The organism is Methylophilus sp. Leaf416, from assembly GCF_001424665.1.
Classification (GTDB): Bacteria; Pseudomonadota; Gammaproteobacteria; order Burkholderiales; family Methylophilaceae; genus Methylophilus.
This window is the reverse complement of the sequence record NZ_LMQS01000001.1, coordinates 1-19,961: the sequence shown is the minus strand read 5'-3', so window position 1 is coordinate 19,961 and position 19,961 is coordinate 1. Positions and strand designations below refer to the sequence as shown.

Genomic DNA, 19,961 nt, shown 5'->3' with positions numbered 1-19,961 from the left:
TTTACTCTAGGCAGCAGCCAGTGACGACGTGCTTACACGTTGATCCAGGCTTCTGGCAATGGCCTTGAATGCCAGTGCAGACTGCGTTGCCGGAGATGACTCCAGGCCATGACGGTTTTCTGTCTTTTGTACCACTTTATTTTCAGGAATAGCGCCCAGAAAACTCAGGGAGATTCCCAGGAACTGCTGGCAGACCTGGTTGAGTCGCATAAAATATTGCTGGCCCTGCTCATGGCTGGAATCCGTCACCACTACGCTTAATGGCAATTGCCCATGCTGCTGGCAAAGGCGCTTGATTGTCATATAAGCTGATTTAATGGCTGCTTCATTACGCCCCATCTGCAACACTAATGTATGTTGTGCCATCACGGGCAATATCAGGGTCTGGTCAAGCGGATCTAATAATGCTTCTATCATCACGGTATCGTAGTCATACGCAAGTTGACTCACTATACCGTTAAGCTCTGTTTTTAAATCGCCGGATAAGGACGAGGTTAATATGTCAGTTTCAGCCAGCGTCGCCAGATCGTAACCTTGCGGATGCTTGACCACCGCGCGGCTGAGTATGCTTTGGCGCAAAGCCACCGCATGTAGTGTGTATTTTGTCATAGGTCGTTGCTTAGCCTGGATTAGCAACAGACGCTGCCCAGGACCCACCATACTTGCCGCCAACTGGCTGAGCCAGGTTTCAGCAGGCTGGCCATTCGCCCCCATGACGCTGATCACACGTGCTGATGAGCGGGCCATGATACGGCGCAATCCATCAGCCTGGTCATGGTAGTTAAACATGCTGCTGCTCTCCTTGCGCTTGCATCATGCTTGAGATCACTAGCGGCAACTCTTCATCCAGATACTGGTATGGCAGGCTGGCCTGATGTGGTGTTAACACACGTTCTACCAGTCCGTGCTTGTTTGCCACTTCAATATCTTCCGGTACACGTTGGCCACTGGTCGTGTAGAAAAGGCGCATACGCTCACGGATCAGCACATCCAGCACATTGCCAATCGCTGCCGCTTCATCCAGTTTGGTGACGATACAACCGGCAATATCATGCTTTTTATAGCTGCGCATCACGTCAGTGAGGGTTTCACCAGTTGAAGTCGCATTCAGGCACAGTAATTTCTGGATTGGTGTTTCAGCACGGCTCAGCATGGATAACTGCTCAGTCACTGCCTGGTCACGCTGGCTGACACCGACGGTATCAATCAGGATCATGTGTTTGCCTTTTAACTCGTTCAGTGCAATTTTCAGGTCTTCTTCATCTTTCACCGCATGTACCATCACACCCAGGATTTTGCCGTAAATACGTAATTGTTCGTAACCGCCAATACGGTAGCTGTCGGTGGTGATCAGGCCTAGGTTTTGCGTGCCATGTTTCATCACATAACGTGCCGCCAGTTTAGCTGTGGTCGTGGTTTTACCAACGCCAGTCGGGCCAACCAGGGCATATACACCGCCTTTATCCAGCAATGCATCTTCATCATCCAGCGTATGCAGGTTGCGGCTGATCACTTCTTTAGCCCACATCGGTGCTTTTTGTACATCGATATGTTGCGGCATTTTTTCTGCAATCTGGCGTGACAGCGCTGCGCTGAAGCTGGCAGAGAGCAGGGTGCTCAATACTTTGGATTTGGCCGGGCTGTGTTGTAAATGGTGTTGCCAGGTCATGGCGCTCATCTGGGTTTCAAAGTTGCTGCGCATATGACGCATTTCCTGCATCATGGTGAGCATTTTTTCTTCCAGCGTTTGCGTAGCGACCTGGTAGGCCTGCTCTTGCTGTTCGCTGTGCTGTTTGAACAAATCCATGATTGCGTGATCTTTTAATACGGCTTCTTCAGCAGGCGCTGGCGCCGGAGCAGGCGCGGCCACTGGCTGAGGCGCCATCATGCGTGGTGCCGGTTCTTTGCCGTTGACAAAGTCGAGCAGGCTACGCGCATCATGGTTAGTCTCTGCTGACTGCTTGCCACCAGAGTTCTCGATATCAGTTTCAAGCATTGCCATAATTTCGGTGCCACCATTCACGCTGCGGTTGGCCACGATAATGGCGTCTTCGCCTAAGGCTTGCTTGACTTGAGCCAATGCTTCACGTGCATTCTTGCCGAAAAATCTTCTGATATTCATGTTATTGCGCTCCGATTAAACTGGTCACTCGAATGGATTTGTTGTCTGGCAACTCGTCGTGCGACAGCACTCTGAGATGCGGGACAGTCCTTCTTAAAAATCTTGATAAAGCCTGGCGTAGCGGGGCGGCTACCAGCAATACCGGTGTCAGCCCCATTTGCTCCTGTTGTCTGGCAGCCATTTCTGTCTGTTGCGACAGTTTTTCAGCGATGCCAGGTTCAATCACGTTTTGTGCGGATTGATTGTTCTGTAATGCCTGTAGCAGCAAACGTTCCAGCTGTCCGTCCAGGGTCATCGCGGTCACTTCGTCGCTGTAAGGGAATAAATCCTGTACGATGGCGCGGCCCAGCTTGACGCGTACCATGGCGGTCAGGTCGTTAGCGTCCTGGCTGTATTGCGCATGGTCAGCCAATGTTTCTAGGATCGTACGCATATCGCGGATATGCACGCCTTCGTTCAACAAGTTCTGCAATACTTTTTGCAATGAAGAAAGCGTAATCAGTTTTGGGACAATCTCTTCAATCAGTTTGCTGGACTCTTTACCCAGGTGATCCAGCAATTGCTGTACTTCCTGGCGGCCCAGCAGTTCACCGGCGTTCAGTGAAATGATATGATTTAAATGTGTGGCGATCACAGTACCTGCATCCACTACGGTGTAACCCAGGCTTTGCGCGTATTCTTTACGCTCGGATTCAATCCATACTGCTGGCAGGCCAAATGCAGGGTCAGTAGTTTTTGCGCCATCCAGTTCCCCAGTCACTGCACCGGGGTCAATCGCCAGCATCTGGTTGAAATTGGATTCACCACTCGCCATCTCTACACCTTTCATGGTGATGCGATATGCATTCGGTTTTAAGGCCAGGTTGTCACGTATATGTACGGTAGGTGCCAGAAAACCGATTTCCTGTGCGAATTTCTTGCGGATACCTTTGATACGTTTCAGCAACTCACCACCTTGAGCTTTATCCACTAATGGAATCAGGCGGTAACCCACTTCGAGCCCGACAGTGTCCACTGGCAGTACGTCGTTCCAGGTCGCCTCCTCGGCTTCGCTGGCAGGTGCCAGTTTATCTTCCGGTTGCGGTTCCAGAATGGCTTGCAGTTTTGCTTTTTCCTGTTTCTTTTTCACAGAGTAAGCCATGCCGCCCAGCATGGCACCCAGTGCCAGAAAAGCCAGGTGCGGCATGCCAGGAATCAGGCCGATACCGCCGATAATGCCAGCAGTCACGCTCAAGACACGTGGATTCTCAAACAACTGGGTGATCAGCTGACCACCAATGTCTTCGTTGTTGGCAACACGTGAAACCACCACACCGGCTGCGATAGAGATCACCAGTGATGGAATTTGCGCCACCAGGCCATCACCGATCGCCAGCAAGGTATAGTTTTTAACTGCGTCGCCAAAGCTGAGGTCGTGCTGCACCATGCCGACGATCAGGCCACCAACGATGTTGATGATGATCACTAAAATACCGGCAATCGCATCACCACGAACATATTTACTGGCACCGTCCATCGCGCCGTAAAATTCGGATTCCTGGCTGACCTCCTTACGGCGGCGGCGGGCTTCGTCTTCTCCAATCAGGCCGGCATTCAGGTCAGCATCAATCGCCATTTGTTTACCTGGCATCGCGTCTAAGGTAAACCGTGCGCCTACTTCAGCAATACGGCCGGCACCTTTGGTGATTACAGTAAAGTTGATAATGGTCAGGATCACAAACACTACGATACCGACTGCGTAGTTACCGCCAATCAGGAAGTGGCCAAAAGCTTCAATTACCTTACCTGCTGCATCCGGTCCGGCATGACCTTCGGTCAACACCACGCGGGTAGAAGCCACGTTCAGCGCCAGGCGCAACATGGTGGTCATCAGCAATACGGTTGGGAAAGCGATAAAGTCGAGCGCCTTGGTGGTTTGCAGGCCTATCATCAGCACCAGGATGGACAACGCGATATTAAAGGTGAAAAACACGTCAAGCACGATGGCCGGTAACGGCAGGATCATCATGGCCAGCAGCAATACAATAATGAGTGGTGCCGCGACTGCGCGACCATCCAGTTTCCCCATCATTTGTTGCCAGTTATTCATCTATAAGCTCCTTAAACCTTGCTTTAACTATTCAATATCTGTTGCGCTTGGTGGTGTAGCCACCAGAGCGTGTGGATCCAGTGCATCCGGTACCGGCACATTGTCTGGCATGGCTGGACGTACACCACCGTGTTGTCTGAACACGCGCAGCTGGAATACATACGCCAGGATTTCGGCCACGGCCGCATACAAGGCTTGTGGAATTTCGCGCTCTAATTCCGTATGTGCATATAAAGCACGGGCCAGCTTAGGGGATTCCAGTGTCATCACTTGATGTTCAGCTGCAATCTCTTTAATTTTCTGTGCGATCGTATCTACACCTTTAGCCACTACGATAGGCGCGCCATTTTCACCTTCTTTATAGCGTACAGCCACCGCATAGTGGGTAGGGTTGGTGATGATGACGTCGGCAGTCGGAATATTGCTCATCATTCTCCTGCGGGCCATTTCACGTTGCTGCTGGCGGATACGGCCTTTCACTTCAGGGCTACCTTCCGCTTCTTTAGCTTCGTCTTTCAGCTCCTGCTTGGTCATCTTATGCTTTTGCGCATACTGATAAAGCTGGTAGGGCACATCAATCACCGCAATCAGCACCAGGGCTGAAGCAATGGTCAGGAAGCCGGTCACCATATAATCGTTAATGGCGCTAATGCCGGATTCCAGCGGCATTTCAGATAAACCCAGCATAGGTTGCAGATCTTTTTTAACGATGGCATAGCCGACTGAAGCCACCAGCACCGTTTTCGCAATCGATTTCACCAGTTCAACGGCTGAGTTTTTAGAGATCAGGTTACTTAATCCTTTAATAGGATTAAGTTTGCCGAAATTAGGCATCAGTGATTTTTGTGACATTACCCATCCCCCCACTAATATAGGAGAGGCTACGGCTACCGCCACAATAATCACTGCCAGTGGCAGGAAGGCCCACATCACTTGCTCGATTACTTTCAATAAATGAGTGATCAGCAGTTCCGGCTCAAACGCCAAGGCCTGGTCAAATCTCAAACCTTGCCTCAATACATCTTTTAATGCCTCACCCATCGGTTTGCCCAGCATCATGATGGCCATCCCACTGGTGAACAATACTGCACAGGCTGCCAACTCACGGGAGCGGGGGATATCACCGTCTTCGCGTGCCTTTTCCAATCGCTTGGGGGACGCGTCCTCGGTTTTCTCCATATCGCTGTCATCAGCTGCCATAACTCACTCTTTGATCTGGTATTCAGAAACACGACAGGTGTTCCGTTAATACATGAGTGATTATTAAGCAGTGAATCATTTTTTTATAGTTCGAATAAAGGGACTTATTGACCGCAATCTAATCGTTATAGAATGATTTATGTTAATAAATGCAAATATTAAATTTATTTTCCTATTAAAAACAATCACTTAAAAAATAAATGAATTATTTTTAAAGAAAACCCTAAAGTTTTATTTCGTACTGCCGTAAACGAGTTATGACAAAAAGTGCCCGCGTGATTAACCGGATGATGTTTTCTTAGAGAAAAAGCATCTGTTATCGGAATACAAAGGGAAAACTTTAATTATTTTTTGAATTGAAAGAAGATCATCACTGAGAAGATAGAGCTATATTTATTCTAGTTAAACATTAAATAAATATCATAACCTTATGTTTTTTAAGGTTATGTGTTATGCCATGTCGGGTTTTGTAAGACAAACACCTACATGGCTGTTTTCGTCCGTCTTACAAAATTAACCGACAAACCCTGATTGTTGGCATCCATGAATGCGCGCAAAGTACGCCTAACGCAAATGCGTACTTAAATTGAACCGCAAATAAATGGAGAAAAGATCATGAATGTCATGCAAAACGATTTACTCGCTGAAATCAAAGATGCCAATCTGAACTACCTGATGCTGGCACAACAACTGATCCGCGCTGATAAAGCCACCGCAATTTTCCGTCTGGGTATCAACAAAGAAATCGCAGACCTGCTGGAAAACCTGACCAACCTGCAATTACTCAAACTGTGTAACACAAACATGCTCCTGACCCGCTTCCGTTTTGATGACAGCGAAATCCTGGGTATGTTGACCAGCTACACTAAAGATCCAGCACAAGCACATTTGCATACAGCGGTATTGATGTCCGCTCAAGCAGCAGAATCTACCGTATAAGTTGTCATTCCCATCTGACGATAAATAATAGAAAAGAGGGTTTATCATGCAAAAGAAGAGTGTAGTTAACGAAGCAGAACAAATTAAACTGGCCATGCAAATGATTGAGTTGGGCGCACGGTTACAATTGCTGGAATCACAAACGACTTTATCTCGTGAGCGTTTGATCAAGCTCTACAAAGAGATGAAAGGTGTTTCCCCACCAAAAGGCATGTTGCCATTCTCGACCGACTGGTTCCTGACCTGGCAGCCAAATATTCACTCCTCTATTTTCTATAATATCTATCGTTTCATGGTGGATTACGCAGGTGTTGAAGGCATACACGCGATTATCAAAGCCTACACACTGTATATCCAGCAAGTGCAAAGCCCAGATGCAAGCCAGACGGAAGAACCAATCTTGTCTCTGACACGTGCCTGGACCCTGGTTCGCTTTATTGAAAGCAAAATGCTGACGACTAAAGTCTGTCATTGCTGCGGTGGCCAATACATCGTGAACAGCTACGATTTGAACCAGAACTATGTGTGCAACCTTTGCCACGTACCTTCACGTGCCGGTAAAACCAAAAAAGCCAAAGAACTCAGCTACAAACTGGTTTCAATGACAGCTTAAGTGAATGAGTGACTGATGGTCAGGTTAATGAGTGCAACCTGGTATTGATAGAAAGACACAGCATGCGTTCTATTAAACTTTCGGCAGGGGCGTTGCAGCAAGTTGTTGCACAACGTTCCCTGTCTCAAAAGTTCTGGCCACAGAAATTATGGTGTCAGGCATTGCTGATTCAGTGTTTGAGTTTGTTGTTGATTGCGAGCATTGCGCCGGACGTAATCAACAGCGTATTCGCTTTCGAACTACGTAGCGTCGGATTAAGACTGGACTCGGTCTGGTTCTGGTTAATTCCACATGCATTTCTAGTCAGCCTCATGGCTAGAGCCGCGCTTATGCCGGTATGGTGGCGCTGGATTCATCTTGTTTTTCCTGTAGCGGTCGTAGTGATGCTGCAAGTTGACTTGCCTGCTATCGTTTATCTTGCCGGTTTTGTGGTGACTTTGACGCTTTACTGGTCGGTGCACAATACCCGCGTTCCTTTTTACCCTTCGTTTCCTGCCACATGGCGTGCGATGCATCAAATCCTGGACCAACATGCCGGTGAACAGCCTTTGCGTGTGCTGGATATTGGCAGCGGTCTCGGTGATGTGTCGTTGTTTCTATCACGTCAACGCACTCAAGACCAGATCGACGGTATTGAGATCGCGCCATTACCCTGGCTGGTGAGCAAGGTACGGTCGATTTTTTCCCATAGCCGTACGCAATTCACGCTAGGTGATTATCGCCAGAGTGACTTTGCACAACTGGATGTAGTATTCGCTTATTTGTCGCCTGCGGTGATGCCGGATGTATGGCAAAAAGTTCATCAGGAAATGCGACCAGGCAGCCTGTTTGTCAGCTCTGAGTTTCCTGTGTCTGGATTAACTGCAGGGCGTATTATCTATCCCTCCAATAGCTCTCCTGCACTTTACGTGTATTCCTTGTAACACCCTTTAACTCTGTAGAAGCTGTTTTTTAAAATCACTTGCCAAGCAATGGCTAGCAGCCATTTTTATATTCGAACTCATCCGTATTTAGTGTATGCCGGCAACGGCACGATCAATAATTAACCTGCTAAATCCCTTTTATTTGAAACATTGAAACCAGCTGGCGATTGCTATGCTGTAGGTATTCAATGCTAAAAGTGGAGTAGGGCATGTTCGTTATCATCGGGTATGTAGTCGTATGCGGCATGATTTTCGGGGGCTATGCGCTCGCAGGCGGTCATTTGGGCGCACTGTGGCAGCCGCTTGAAGTTATGATGATTTTTGGCGGGGCGTTTGGTGCGTTTATTGTTGGTAACGACAGTAAAGCCATCAAGGCTACCGTGAAAGCCTTGCCGACCTTATTCAAAGGTTCCAAATACTCCAAACAGCTGTATATGGATTTGCTGGCATTGCTGTTTGAGATACTGACCAAGATTCGCAAGGATGGCTTGATGGCGATTGAAAAAGACATCGAGGATCCTGAATCCAGTGCGCTATTCAGCAAATATCCGTCCATCCTGCATGACCACCACCTGGTGGAATTCATCACTGATTACCTGCGTTTAATGGTGTCCGGCAATATGGATGCTTTCCAGGTAGAAAACCTGATGGATAACGAAATTGAAACCCACCATATGGAAGGCCATGTGCCTGCCCATTGTATTGCCAAGCTGGGTGATGGCCTGCCGGCATTTGGTATTGTGGCCGCGGTGATGGGCGTGGTGCACACCATGGAAAACGTGGCATTGCCACCTGCCGAGCTGGGCATCCTGATTGCACATGCACTGGTCGGTACTTTCCTCGGTATTTTGCTGGCTTATGGATTTGTTGGCCCGTTGTCCGGACTGCTGGAGCAAAAACTGGAAGAGTCCAGCAAAAGCTTTCAAACCGTGAAAGTGGTATTGCTTGCCAGCCTCAACGGTTACGCCCCACCGATTGCCGTGGAATTTGGCCGCAAAGTTTTGTACTCCACCGAACGTCCTGGATTTACCGAGCTTGAAGAGCACGTGAAACAGGCCAAGTCGAAATAGTTAACCTAGTTATTAATCAGCGCATCGCTGGAGAACATCATGGCAGAAGATCGTGTTGCCCCGATTATTGTAAAAAAGATAAAGAAATCCGGTGGCGGTCATCATGGTGGCGCCTGGAAAATTGCCTATGCTGACTTTGTGACTGCGATGATGGCGTTCTTTCTGTTGATGTGGTTACTGGGCTCTACCTCCAAGGCACAAAAAGAAGGCATTGCCGAATATTTCCAGACACCTTTACACATGGTGCTGATGGGGCCTTCTGTCGGGCAAAGTGATTCTGCACTGAAAAATACCGGCGGCCGCGATGTCACCAAAAAACAAGGACAGGTGAAACCGGTAGATGGCGATCCTGGCAAGCTGAAAACGGTCAAGATCGAAGATGTGAAAGAAGCGTTGAAACGCGCTGAAAAGATCAAGCTGGAATCACTCAAAGCCAAGATTGAACAGGCGATTGAAGAAAACCCTACCTTAAAGCAATTCAAGTCGCAGTTGAAACTGGATATCACCAGTGAAGGGCTGCGCATACAGATTATTGACGAGCAGAACCGGCCCATGTTTGAGAATGCCAAGGCGGAATTGCAGCCTTATGCCAAACAGATTCTGCACGAGATAGGTAAAACGCTGAATGGCGTGGATAACAAGATCAGTTTGTCCGGCCATACGGATGCGGCAGGTTATGCCAATGGTGACCATGGCTACAGCAACTGGGAGTTATCGGCAGACCGGGCGAATGCATCGCGCCGTGAACTGATTTCCGGCGGTATGGATGAGACCAAATTGATGCGGGTTGTCGGCTTAGGCTCTGCCATCATGATGGATAAAGAAAATCCATTTAATCCGATTAACCGGCGTATCAGCCTGATCATTATGAATAAAGAAACCGAAGAAGATCTGTTGAAAGACAATGACCAGATTTCAGCCAGCGAAAGTGATCTTTCACAGGTGAAAGCATTACAAAGCAGTTCGCAACAAGAGCCACAAAAAGAAATTGAAAAGAAATAAACATTAGATCAAGGAGCCAAGAAATGAGCGATTTTTACAATGCTTATTTCTTGATTGAAAAACACGGAAATCAGGCAAGATAGGGACCACTATGAAAACATTGCCCATCGAAGAGTTAAGAGAGTTACTGGCTGCAGTTTCTCGCAATGGCAACTGGCATTTGCTGGAAATCGAAACCGATTTACAACAAACGACCTTTTTGCTGAACGAAGCGATTGAAAAACTGAGCGCCAGTTTTATGAATGTCTATGCCCAATTGACGGAGCAGCAAGCCGTCATTCAGTCATTGGCTGACACTGGCAAGCTACACCTTGACCTGGTGCAGCAGTTGCAGGTTTACCAGGACAATATCGGGCAGGAAGTAAACAAGGTTGTGACTGGCATGCAATTCCAGGACATGACCAACCAGCTATTGCAACGCACGATCAATCGTGTCAATGGCTTGAAAACATTATTAGATGAGTTATCCAGCCACCAGTTTCCGATGGCGGCAGAGAACGAGCATGAAGAAATCAGAGATTTCATCATGCAACTAAACCAGAATTTTGATCAAGGTAGCGCCTATCTCACCGGCCATTTACGTAAGTCAGTAAATCAGCAGGATTTGGCGACCGGTGATATCGATTTATTCTAATCACAGCATGTTTAACATAATGAGCGAAAAAGGCGAGTGAAAATGGCGAAGACAATTTTAACAGTAGACGATTCAGGTTCTTTGCGTCAAATGGTTGCGTTCAGTTTGAAAGCCGCCGGCTATGATGTCGTGCAGGCCGTAGACGGACAGGATGGCTTGAACAGGGCCAAGGAAAAGACCGTTGACCTGGTATTGACCGACCAGAACATGCCTGTCATGGATGGCCTGACGCTGATTACCAATCTGCGTAACCTGGCTTCCTATCAAAAAGTACCTATCCTGATGCTGACTACTGAGTCATCAGATGAAATGAAAGCAAAGGGTAAAGCCGCTGGAGCTAATGGCTGGCTGGTAAAGCCTTTTGATCCTAAACGTTTGATCGAAGTCGTACAAAAAGTCATTGGTGCTTAAGCGCCGGTTAAGGGACTGGAGAAAATAATGACAGTGGATATGAGCCAGTTTTATGAGGTGTTTTTTGACGAGGCTGAGGAATTACTCGCTGAGGCAGAACGTCTCCTGCTGAATATTGATGTGGACTCTCCCGATATTGAGGAGCTGAACGCTATTTTCAGGGCAGCACACTCAATCAAGGGTGGTGCAGCTACGTTTGGCTTTATGGATATGGCGGGTATTACCCATGTCCTGGAAAACTTGCTGGACAAGATTCGCAAGCAGGAAATGGCACTGACCATGGAGCATGTAGATGCTTTCCTGGCCGCTAAAGACGTGATCAAAATGCAACTGGATGGTCATCGCCACGGGTCTGAAGTCGATGCCGCGCAAGTGGACGAGATCTCTGCCACCTTGAAAGCCCTTTCTGAAGGTAAAACTGAAGCACCAGCCCCGGCTGCTGCGGCACCGGCTGCGCCGGAACCTGCTATCCAAGGAAGCACACCTGCACCTGCATTAACAGCTACAGCTGAAGAGCAGGCAAGCGGTATCCAGGTTTACGATGTGGGTCTGCCTGAAGTCACCGAAAAAGATTTAGATAATCTCAAAGATGAATTAGCCTTGTTAGGCGAAGTTGCTATTTACAAGCGTGGTGATAAACATGCTTTGCTGGTTAAAACAGACTCCAGTGCCGACGACATTATTTCCATCTGTTCCTTTATTGTGGATCCGGATGCACTGGTAGTTAAAGTTGCAGGTGCAGAAGCGCCGGCAGCAGAACCAGCACCTGCTGCAGAGGTAGCCGCAGAAGCGGCGCCAGCAGATGCGGCACCGGTTGAAGCTGATCTTGGCTACGGTTTCTTCGATAGTGAACCTGTGTCAGCAGACGCCAAGCCGGCACAAGCTGCCAGCGCAGACGGCAAAGTTGCTGTTGCTGAAGAAGTGGGTTATGGCTTCTTTACCAATAGCGGTGAAGAACCACAGGAAGAAGGTTACGGTTTCTTTGCACCGTTTAAGCCACACCCTGATGCACCAAAAGCACAAATGATTGGTGATGACAATGCAGCTGCAGCGCTGGCGAAAGCCTCCTCTGAAGCAGAGGCCAAAGCTGCCACCAATGCACCGCCTGCAGAAGTGAAAGAAGACCGCCGTGCACAATCACGTCGCGAATCAGACAAGCCTGCTGCACCACAGAATGCAGAAAGCAGTTCGATTCGTGTTGGTATCGAAAAAGTTGACCAGTTGATTAACCTGGTTGGCGAACTGGTGATTACCCAGGCCATGATTGAACAGCGCGTGAATGCACTGGATCCGACTGATAACGAAGGCCTGATCAACAGTGTCAGCCAGCTGACCCGTAATACCCGTGACTTGCAGGAATCTGTCATGTCTATCCGTATGATGCCTATGGACTTCGTGTTCTCTCGTTTCCCACGGATGGTGCGTGACCTGGCAGGTAAACTGGGCAAAAAAGTTGAATTTGTCACCAATGGTGCGACGACAGAGCTTGATAAGAGCCTGATTGAACGTATTGTCGACCCATTAACGCATTTGGTGCGTAACAGTGTGGACCACGGTATTGAAAAGCCTGAAGTGCGTCGCGAACTCGGCAAGTCTGAAAGCGGTACGCTGACTTTATCAGCAGCCCATAAAGGCGGCAGCATTGTCATTGAAGTCACTGATGACGGTGGTGGCCTGAACCGTGATCGTATCCTGGCTAAAGCAGCATCGAATGGATTACCGGTGAACGAGAGCATGAGCGATAGCGAGGTATACAGCCTTATTTTCGCACCAGGCTTTTCTACTGCCGAAGTGGTTACTGATGTTTCAGGTCGTGGTGTAGGCATGGACGTAGTCAAACGTAACATCAGTGCCATGGGCGGTAATATCGAAATCCGCTCGGCGCTGGGATATGGCACCACTATATCCATTTCACTACCGCTGACACTGGCGATTCTGGATGGTATGTCTGTCTCGCTGGGCAAGAGCCTGTATGTAGTGCCGTTGAACCTGATTGTAGAAACCTTGCAACCACGTGCAGAAGACCTGAAAACCGTTACTGGCGAAGGCTTGATGGTGCATGTGCGGGGCGAATACTTGCCGATCATCGCATTGCATGCCTTGTTTAACCATCCTACCGAAATCACAGCCCCGACTGACGGCGTGCTGCTGATCCTGGAGGCGGATGGCAAGAAATCTGCATTGTTTGTCGATCGCTTGGTAGGCCAGCAACAGGTAGTGATCAAGAGCCTGGAAACCAACTTCAAACGTATTCCAGGTGTATCCGGCGCCACCATCATGGGCGATGGCTCAGTAGCATTGATTCTTGATGTGCCTGCCATTACACAGATGGGCCAAACAACCAATTACATCACGGGCGGTCGGTCTTTTGCTGACCAGAATTATTCCAATTTACAGAATCACATCAATGCATAAGGAGCATATGCAATGACTACAACAGAAACGACTAACAACCACGGCGGTAACAATGCTGGCAGCATGAAAACGGCAGCCGGCGAATACCTGACGTTTGTATTGGGCAATGAGCAATATGGCATCGAGATTCTCAAGGTACAAGAGATTCGCGGCTATGACGCGGTGACTCAAATTGCCAATATGCCGCCATTCATTAAAGGGGTGATCAATCTTCGCGGCAAAATTGTGCCGATTGTGGATTTGCGCATCAAATTCAAACTGGGCAAGGTTGAGTACAACGAATTTACCGTTGTCATCATCCTTAACCTGAATGGCCGTATTGTCGGCATCGTCGTAGATGGCGTGTCTGATGTGCGTGAACTGCGCGAAGAGCATCTGCGCGAAGTGCCATCACTGGTGACGCGTATTGATACCAAGTACATCGTTGGTTTAGCCACCATAGAGCAGGAAATGCTGATTCTGGTGGATATAGAGAAACTGATGACAAGCAATGAAATGGAATTAATGGATGCAGTCGTGCATTAAGCACTGGCGCTTTTCAATAACGGAATTGAAACAGGAACTTCTTCCTAGGGGCCCATTATGTTTTCAACAATTTTAAATAAATTGGCAGCAGGTACTAAGCAGTATCAGCATATTCTGGATGAGTATGCCGAATTCTCAGCGCTTAAGACTGAGATCAATAAGGCGAGAGCCATCATTGAATTAAATGCTGATGGAAAAATTATCCACGCAAATGAGAATTTGTGTGCCACGCTTGGTTACAGTGCCAATGAATTGCTTGGACAACATCATCGCAAGTTATTGTCTGCAGAAGATGCAGCCAAGCCTGAATACCAAAGTTTCTGGAAAGATCTTGCTGCAGGCAAGTCATCTGTAGGCACGTTCAAACTGATCAATAAGTCAGAGAAAGAAACCTGGTTTCAGGGCTATTACGCACCGGTGCTGGATAAAAACGCCAAACTGCGCAAAGCCGTAGCCTACCTGACTGATATTACACGTGACAAAAAACTAAATTTCTCTTTCCAGGAAGACGGCTACGCGGTCAACCAGACCTTTGGTGTACTGGAATGTGATGTCAATGGAAAGGTCCTGGATTGTAATGAACTCGTGGTAGCGCCTTTAGGCTACAGCCGCGAAGAAGTGATCGGGAAGCACATCGGATTCTTGCTAAAAGCACATTCTGCCCAAAGCCCTGAATATAAAGCGCTATGGGAAAAACTGGCCCGTGGTGAAAGTGGTAAACAGGAAGTGTGCCGCGTCTCAAAATCCGGCAATGAATACTGGTTTAGCGCTAATTATGTGCCACTCCTGGATGATGATAAAAAACTGGCAAAAATCAAGATTTACTCTTTCTGTATCACTGCAGAAAAACAACTTGAGCTGGATTACCAGGGCAAGGTTCAAGCCATCGCTAAAGTACAGGCCGTGATTGAGTTTGACCTCAGCGGTACCGTGATCACTGCCAACCCGAACTTCCTGGCGGTAACCGGTTACACCCTGGAAGAGGTTGTCGGCAAACATCACAGCATGTTTGTCAGTGAGCGTCATAAAGCCAGCCCTGAATACAAAGAGTTCTGGGCCAAATTAAACCGTGGTGAGCCAGACGAGAGTGTTTATCACCGTTATGGCAAGAACAACAAGGATATCTGGTTACAGGCCTCCTATAACCCAATTATCGGCCTGGACGGCAAGCCGGTGAAGGTTGTTAAATATGCCACCGATATTACAAAAGCGGTATTGGCTGATAAGGAACAAGCGATTAAATCTGCTGAAGCCTTCAGAATACAAACGACACTGGACTCAGCTTCTACCAATATGATGATGGCCGATAACGATGGCATTATCCGCTATATGAATGCCTCCACAGAGCGTTTAATGCGCAGCTCGGAATCTAATTTCCGTAAAGTGTTACCACATTTTGAAGCCGCAAAAATCATCGGCCAGAATTTTGATATTTTCCATAAAAATCCGGCTCATCAACGCAATTTACTGGCTGGTTTAACCAAAGAACATGTGGTTGAAATGCCACTGGGTGACATGTTTGTACGCCTGAAAGCCATGCCGATTTTTGACAACGCTGGCGTACGTTCTGGCACTTCACTAGAGTGGGTGGATATTACACAGGAGCGTCGCGTCAGTGACCAGATTTCATCCATCATTGCCAATGCGGCAGAGGGTGACTTGACTGACCGTATCGATTTGTCTGATAAAACAGGTCCGACAGCAGAAATCTGTAAAGGTGTGAATAACCTGCTGGAAAACATGACAGAGTTATTGATGCAGATTCGTGAAGCAGGCGAGACCATCAACACTGCTGCACAAGAAATTGCCAGCGGCAACAATGATCTTTCCAGCCGCACAGAACAACAGGCATCCAGCCTGGAAGAAACCGCGTCCAGCATGGAAGAACTCGCTTCTACCGTGAAACAGAATGCCGACAATGCACGTCAGGCAAATCAAATGGCTGAAGCTGCATCGCAAGTGGCTGTTCGAGGCGGTGAAGTGGTTGGTAATGTGGTCACTACCATGAGCGCGATTAACGAAAGTGCGCGGAAAATTGAAGACATTATTACCGTGATTGATGGCATCGCTTTCCAAACCAATATCCTGGCTTTGAACGCTGCGGTTGAAGCTGCGCGTGCAGGCGAGCAGGGTAGAGGCTTTGCGGTGGTGGCGGGTGAAGTGCGTAACCTGGCACAACGTTCAGCCAGCGCGGCTAAAGAAATCAAAGAGTTGATCAGTGATTCAGTCAGCAAAACAGCAGAAGGTACCAAACTGGTTGAAAGTGCTGGTGAAACCATGCACGAGATCGTGACTTCTGTGCAACGCGTGACCGATATCATGGGTGAAATCACTGCCGCCTCTGCCGAGCAAAGTTCCGGCATTGATCAGGTCAATAAATCAGTGACTGAAATGGATGAAACAACCCAGCAGAATGCTGCCTTGGTTGAAGAGGCGGCCGCGGCGGCTGAGTCCCTGGTTGAGCAGGCTTCAAACTTGATGGATTCAGTCAATAAATACAGACTGCACACTCAAAAGCCAGCGGCACGTACAACGGTTACGCCAGCGAGAAAGCCTGCATCAGCACCTATCGCACATAAAGCAAAACCAGTGACACAGAGCACTTCAAGCAGCCAGCAGGCACAGCCAAAACTGGCTAAAACCGGTACCGATAACAACGAGTGGGAAGAGTTTTAACATGTAACTAACGGAGGGTGCAGCATGACAATTAGACTACGTGAAATTTTTAATACATTGCATGAAGGTTTTTTGTTGTGGGCATCCGCCTTGATCGGTTATCCACTTTAAAAAATAAACACCACCAGGAGGCTTTGGTGGTGTTTATTTTTTATCCAGTAAAGAAGATATTTTTCTTAATTTTTAAACGAAAACTCTCTTCAAAACCAATTAAAAAATATTTCTTCCTGAAATCATTTTTATATAGCAAAAGTCATTGAATTTAATCACTAAATTCGTCTGCATTTAACCTAAAGTTTACCTGAAAAAAGTCGATATTCATGATGTGTATCAGTAAAGTCTGCATGAGCCAGAAACAGCTGATCACAGCGACTATTTTTATAGGATTTCCTGAGCAAGATTTGGCAGGTAAATACCCCTCTGATAGCCGCATATTGTTCATTGTTTTTTTGCCATAATTCAGCGATATAAAACTGAATATGTCAGTTATTTTGGTTAGGGATTTGTTATGACAATTGCGAAACGAATGTATCTGCTGATCGCCTCCTGCGCGATCGCAATGGTGGTCTTGATTGGCTTTACCTTAACTCAGGTAGTCAAGGTTTATGAGTACACCAATCATGCCAATGCGAATAGTATTCCAAGCATCCTGGAGTTATCCAAAGCTGAAAATTATTACCAGCGCCTGCGTTTGAATCTTTTGAGACACGTGTCTGCAACTACGCCTGCCGAGAAGGCAAAGCTTGCCTCGCAAATTCAGGACCGCCGTAAAGTGGTTGAAGAAGCGATGAGTAATTACAAAGACCTGACCAGCGATAGCACAGACAAGGAAATGTTCGCGCAAGAGCAAAATATGCTGGCAGGATATTTCGACCAGATGACCCGTGTGCTTGCTTTGTCCGATGCCGGTTCGCCTGAAGCAGCCAGCCTTCTGCAAGCAGCAGATAAAGTGGCCGTTGAGCTCGCTAATAAGCTGGATGATCATATGGTGTATAACCAGAAGATCAGTAAGGTGCATGCCGACAATGCGGCCGCTATTAAACAGAAAGCCTTGTGGCAATCTGCGGCTATTGCTTTGCTGTGCCTGTCTGTGATTGTGGTGACAGGTATATTGATTACCAAACGTTTGCGTGCGCAACTGGGTATGGAACCAACTGAGCTGAGCGTGATTGCACGCAACTTTGTTGAAGGTAACCTTAACCAGAAAATTACCCTTCCAGAAACCGATAAGACGAGTGTGGCTTACTCAATCCGCACATTGCAAAAGACTCTGGATGGCCTGGTGCAGTCTCTTAACTATGTCAGCCAGCAGCATGATGAAGGCGATATTGATTGCACAGTCGACCAAACCCGTTTTAAAGGTGGTTACGGTGAAATGGCCGCAGGCATTAATAAAATGGTGGCTGGCCATATTGCCATGAACAAAGAAGCGATTGAGGTGGTTAAAGCCTTTGGTGAAGGCAACCTTGATAAAACACTGAAACAATTCCCTGGCAAAAAAGCGTTCGTGAACGAAGCGATTGAACAGGTGCGTAGCAATATTAAACGCCTGATTAGTGATGCCGATGAGCTTGCGAATGCCGCGGTTGAAGGTCGTCTGACTGCACGCGTTGATGCAAGCAAGCATGAGGGTGATTTCCGCACTATTGTCCAGGGGCTTAACAGCACGCTGGATGCGATTGTGAAACCTTTGAATGTCACCTCCGGCTATCTGGACAACATTGCCAAAGGCAATATTCCAGCCAAGATCACCGAGCAATATCAGGGTGACTACAGCCTCATTATTAACAACCTCAATACGTGTATTGATGCTGTGAATGCACTGGTGGCAGATGCGAATGAACTGGCAGTTGCCGCGCAAAATGGTGCTTTGTCTACCCGCGCAGATACCGGCAAGCACAATGGCGATTTCCGCAAAGTGATTGATGGTCTGAACAGCACGCTGGATGCAGTTGTGAAACCACTGACAGTGACTTCAGAGTATCTGGAGAATATCGCCCGTGGTCATATCCCAGCCAAGATTACCGATCATTATCCAGGCGACTACAGCCAGATGATTGATAACCTGAACACCAGCATTGACGCGGTGAACGCTTTGGTTGCAGACACGAATCTGCTKGCCGAAGCTGCCGGTGAAGGCCGTATTACCGTACGTGCCGACGCTGACAAACACCAGGGCGACTTCCGCAAGATTATCGAAGGTGTCAACAGCACCCTGGATATACCGTACGTGCCGACGCTGACAAACACCAGGGCGACTTCCGCAAGATTATCGAAGGTGTCAACAGCACCCTGGATATGGTGGTAGACCCGATTATCGCTGTGACTGAAGCYGTAGAAACCATCACCACAGCCGCCAATGAAATCTCCAGCGGTAACGCCGACCTGTCAGCCCGTACGGAACAGCARGCCTCCAGCCTGGAACAAACGGCTGCCAGCATGGAAGAGCTGGCTTCAACGGTGAARCAGAATGCCGAGAACGCCAAACAGGCSAACCAGCTGGCATTAACTGCTTCTGATGTGGCTGTCAAAGGCGGTGCCGTGGTTAATGAAGTGGTCGCGACCATGAGTGCCATTAAYGATAGCGCCAAGAAGATTGAAGACATTATCTCTGTGATTGACGGTATTGCCTTCCAGACCAACATCCTGGCCCTGAACGCAGCGGTGGAAGCCGCCCGTGCAGGCGAGCAGGGTAGAGGCTTTGCAGTGGTCGCGGGTGAAGTGCGTAATTTGGCACAACGCTCAGCCAGTGCTGCGAAAGAAATTAAAGAGTTGATCACAGACTCAGTGAATAAAACCACTGAAGGTACGCGCCTGGTTGAGAATGCCGGTAGCACCATGGAAGATGTGGTGTCCTCGGTACAACGTGTGGCTGACATCATCAGTGAGATCTCGGCTGCCTCTGCCGAGCAGACCACCGGTATTGACCAGGTCAACCAGGCAGTGACCAGCATGGATGAAACCACGCAACAGAATGCGGCCTTGGTTGAAGAAGCGGCAGCCGCAGCTGAATCACTGGTAGACCAGGCTAACCAGCTGGCTGATGCCATCAGCCAGTTCAAGCTGGAAGGCAAGAGCTTTGGTGGCGGGTATGCGGTGACGCAGAAACCGGCAGCAAGACACAGCCCGGTGAAAGTGGCCTCTAGCCAGCAGAGTGCGCAAAGGGATAGCGGTTATAGCTCGAAGTCTGTCTCTGAAGGCTCATTTGGCAAGTCGGCCTCCGGAGGTGGTAGTAGTCCGCCACCGATGAAGTCCAGCGCCTCCAAACGGACTGGTACTGACGATAGTGACTGGGAAGAGTTTTAGCCAGTAACGGAATCACAAAAAGCCGACCTAAATTAA

14 protein-coding genes and 1 pseudogene are annotated in these 19,961 nt (G+C 48.2%); 11 read left to right on the top strand and 4 right to left on the bottom strand.

Annotated elements, in window-relative coordinates:
- Positions 1-6: 6 nt before the first annotated feature.
- The 4 genes from ASG34_RS00080 to flhB are packed head-to-tail and all read right to left on the bottom strand — an operon-like array spanning position 7 to position 5,411.
- On the bottom strand, positions 7-789 hold the full coding sequence (locus tag ASG34_RS00080; RefSeq protein WP_055824962.1) for a MinD/ParA family ATP-binding protein: 783 nt from the start codon (positions 787-789) through the stop codon (positions 7-9).
- Entirely contained in the window at positions 782-2,122 is a 1,341-nt protein-coding gene (gene flhF, locus ASG34_RS00075; protein ID WP_055824959.1) for a flagellar biosynthesis protein FlhF, read from the bottom strand. The genes ASG34_RS00080 and flhF overlap by 8 nt, the downstream gene beginning before the upstream one ends.
- 1 nt (position 2,123) lies before the next feature.
- Positions 2,124-4,211: a flagellar biosynthesis protein FlhA gene (flhA, locus tag ASG34_RS00070; RefSeq protein WP_055824956.1), complete on the bottom strand. Its 2,088-nt coding sequence runs from the start codon at positions 4,209-4,211 to the stop codon at positions 2,124-2,126.
- A 27-nt stretch (positions 4,212-4,238) separates the two neighbouring features.
- Positions 4,239-5,411: a flagellar biosynthesis protein FlhB gene (flhB, locus tag ASG34_RS00065; RefSeq protein WP_055824953.1), complete on the bottom strand. Its 1,173-nt coding sequence runs from the start codon at positions 5,409-5,411 to the stop codon at positions 4,239-4,241.
- A 615-nt stretch (positions 5,412-6,026) separates the two neighbouring features.
- On the opposite strand from flhB, the gene flhD reads away from it, so the two are divergent.
- The 11 genes and pseudogenes from flhD to ASG34_RS14240 all read left to right on the top strand — a co-directional run bounded on the left by flhD (position 6,027) and on the right by ASG34_RS14240 (position 19,925).
- On the top strand, positions 6,027-6,350 hold the full coding sequence (flhD, locus tag ASG34_RS00060; protein ID WP_055824950.1) for a flagellar transcriptional regulator FlhD: 324 nt from the start codon (positions 6,027-6,029) through the stop codon (positions 6,348-6,350).
- Between the two features lie 46 nt (positions 6,351-6,396).
- Positions 6,397-6,963 carry a flagellar transcriptional regulator FlhC gene (gene flhC / locus ASG34_RS00055; protein WP_055824947.1) on the top strand — a complete coding sequence of 189 codons (567 nt, stop codon included), beginning with the start codon at positions 6,397-6,399 and terminating at the stop codon, positions 6,961-6,963.
- A 62-nt stretch (positions 6,964-7,025) separates the two neighbouring features.
- Positions 7,026-7,886 carry a class I SAM-dependent methyltransferase gene (locus ASG34_RS00050; protein WP_235559615.1) on the top strand — a complete coding sequence of 287 codons (861 nt, stop codon included), beginning with the start codon at positions 7,026-7,028 and terminating at the stop codon, positions 7,884-7,886.
- 209 nt (positions 7,887-8,095) lie between these two features.
- Positions 8,096-8,956 (top strand): flagellar motor stator protein MotA, encoded by an 861-nt coding sequence (motA, locus tag ASG34_RS00045; protein WP_055824944.1) that lies wholly within the window; start codon positions 8,096-8,098, stop codon positions 8,954-8,956.
- A gap of 39 nt (positions 8,957-8,995) precedes the next feature.
- Positions 8,996-9,958, top strand: coding sequence for a flagellar motor protein MotB (motB, locus tag ASG34_RS00040; RefSeq protein ID WP_055824942.1), 963 nt, complete (start codon positions 8,996-8,998; stop codon positions 9,956-9,958).
- 91 nt (positions 9,959-10,049) lie between these two features.
- Positions 10,050-10,592, top strand: a complete 543-nt coding sequence (locus tag ASG34_RS00035; protein ID WP_055824939.1) for a hypothetical protein — start codon at positions 10,050-10,052, stop codon at positions 10,590-10,592.
- Between the two features lie 42 nt (positions 10,593-10,634).
- The gene (locus ASG34_RS00030; RefSeq protein ID WP_055824936.1) at positions 10,635-11,003 is read left to right on the top strand and encodes a response regulator; all 369 of its coding nucleotides are present in this window, start codon (positions 10,635-10,637) and stop codon (positions 11,001-11,003) included.
- A gap of 27 nt (positions 11,004-11,030) precedes the next feature.
- Entirely contained in the window at positions 11,031-13,418 is a 2,388-nt protein-coding gene (locus ASG34_RS00025; RefSeq protein WP_055824931.1) for a chemotaxis protein CheW, read from the top strand.
- Between the two features lie 12 nt (positions 13,419-13,430).
- Positions 13,431-13,943 (top strand): chemotaxis protein CheW, encoded by a 513-nt coding sequence (locus ASG34_RS00020; RefSeq protein WP_082487939.1) that lies wholly within the window; start codon positions 13,431-13,433, stop codon positions 13,941-13,943.
- A gap of 57 nt (positions 13,944-14,000) precedes the next feature.
- Positions 14,001-16,619, top strand: coding sequence for a methyl-accepting chemotaxis protein (locus ASG34_RS00015; protein WP_055824928.1), 2,619 nt, complete (start codon positions 14,001-14,003; stop codon positions 16,617-16,619).
- Positions 16,620-17,127: 508 nt separating this feature from the next.
- A pseudogene (locus tag ASG34_RS14240) lies at positions 17,128-19,925 on the top strand (methyl-accepting chemotaxis protein).
- Positions 19,926-19,961: the final 36 nt, after the last annotated feature.

Coding starts and splice junctions, on each gene's coding strand:
- ASG34_RS00015 (WP_055824928.1), top strand. CDS start 14,001: ATGTTTTCAACAATTTTAAATAAATTGGCAGCAGGTACTAAGCAGTAT.
- motB (WP_055824942.1), top strand. CDS start 8,996: ATGGCAGAAGATCGTGTTGCCCCGATTATTGTAAAAAAGATAAAGAAA.
- flhA (WP_055824956.1), bottom strand. CDS start 4,211: ATGAATAACTGGCAACAAATGATGGGGAAACTGGATGGTCGCGCAGTC.
- flhF (WP_055824959.1), bottom strand. CDS start 2,122: ATGAATATCAGAAGATTTTTCGGCAAGAATGCACGTGAAGCATTGGCT.
- ASG34_RS00035 (WP_055824939.1), top strand. CDS start 10,050: ATGAAAACATTGCCCATCGAAGAGTTAAGAGAGTTACTGGCTGCAGTT.
- ASG34_RS00025 (WP_055824931.1), top strand. CDS start 11,031: ATGACAGTGGATATGAGCCAGTTTTATGAGGTGTTTTTTGACGAGGCT.
- motA (WP_055824944.1), top strand. CDS start 8,096: ATGTTCGTTATCATCGGGTATGTAGTCGTATGCGGCATGATTTTCGGG.
- ASG34_RS00030 (WP_055824936.1), top strand. CDS start 10,635: ATGGCGAAGACAATTTTAACAGTAGACGATTCAGGTTCTTTGCGTCAA.
- flhB (WP_055824953.1), bottom strand. CDS start 5,411: ATGGCAGCTGATGACAGCGATATGGAGAAAACCGAGGACGCGTCCCCC.
- flhD (WP_055824950.1), top strand. CDS start 6,027: ATGAATGTCATGCAAAACGATTTACTCGCTGAAATCAAAGATGCCAAT.
- ASG34_RS00020 (WP_082487939.1), top strand. CDS start 13,431: ATGACTACAACAGAAACGACTAACAACCACGGCGGTAACAATGCTGGC.
- ASG34_RS00080 (WP_055824962.1), bottom strand. CDS start 789: ATGTTTAACTACCATGACCAGGCTGATGGATTGCGCCGTATCATGGCC.
- flhC (WP_055824947.1), top strand. CDS start 6,397: ATGCAAAAGAAGAGTGTAGTTAACGAAGCAGAACAAATTAAACTGGCC.
- ASG34_RS00050 (WP_235559615.1), top strand. CDS start 7,026: ATGCGTTCTATTAAACTTTCGGCAGGGGCGTTGCAGCAAGTTGTTGCA.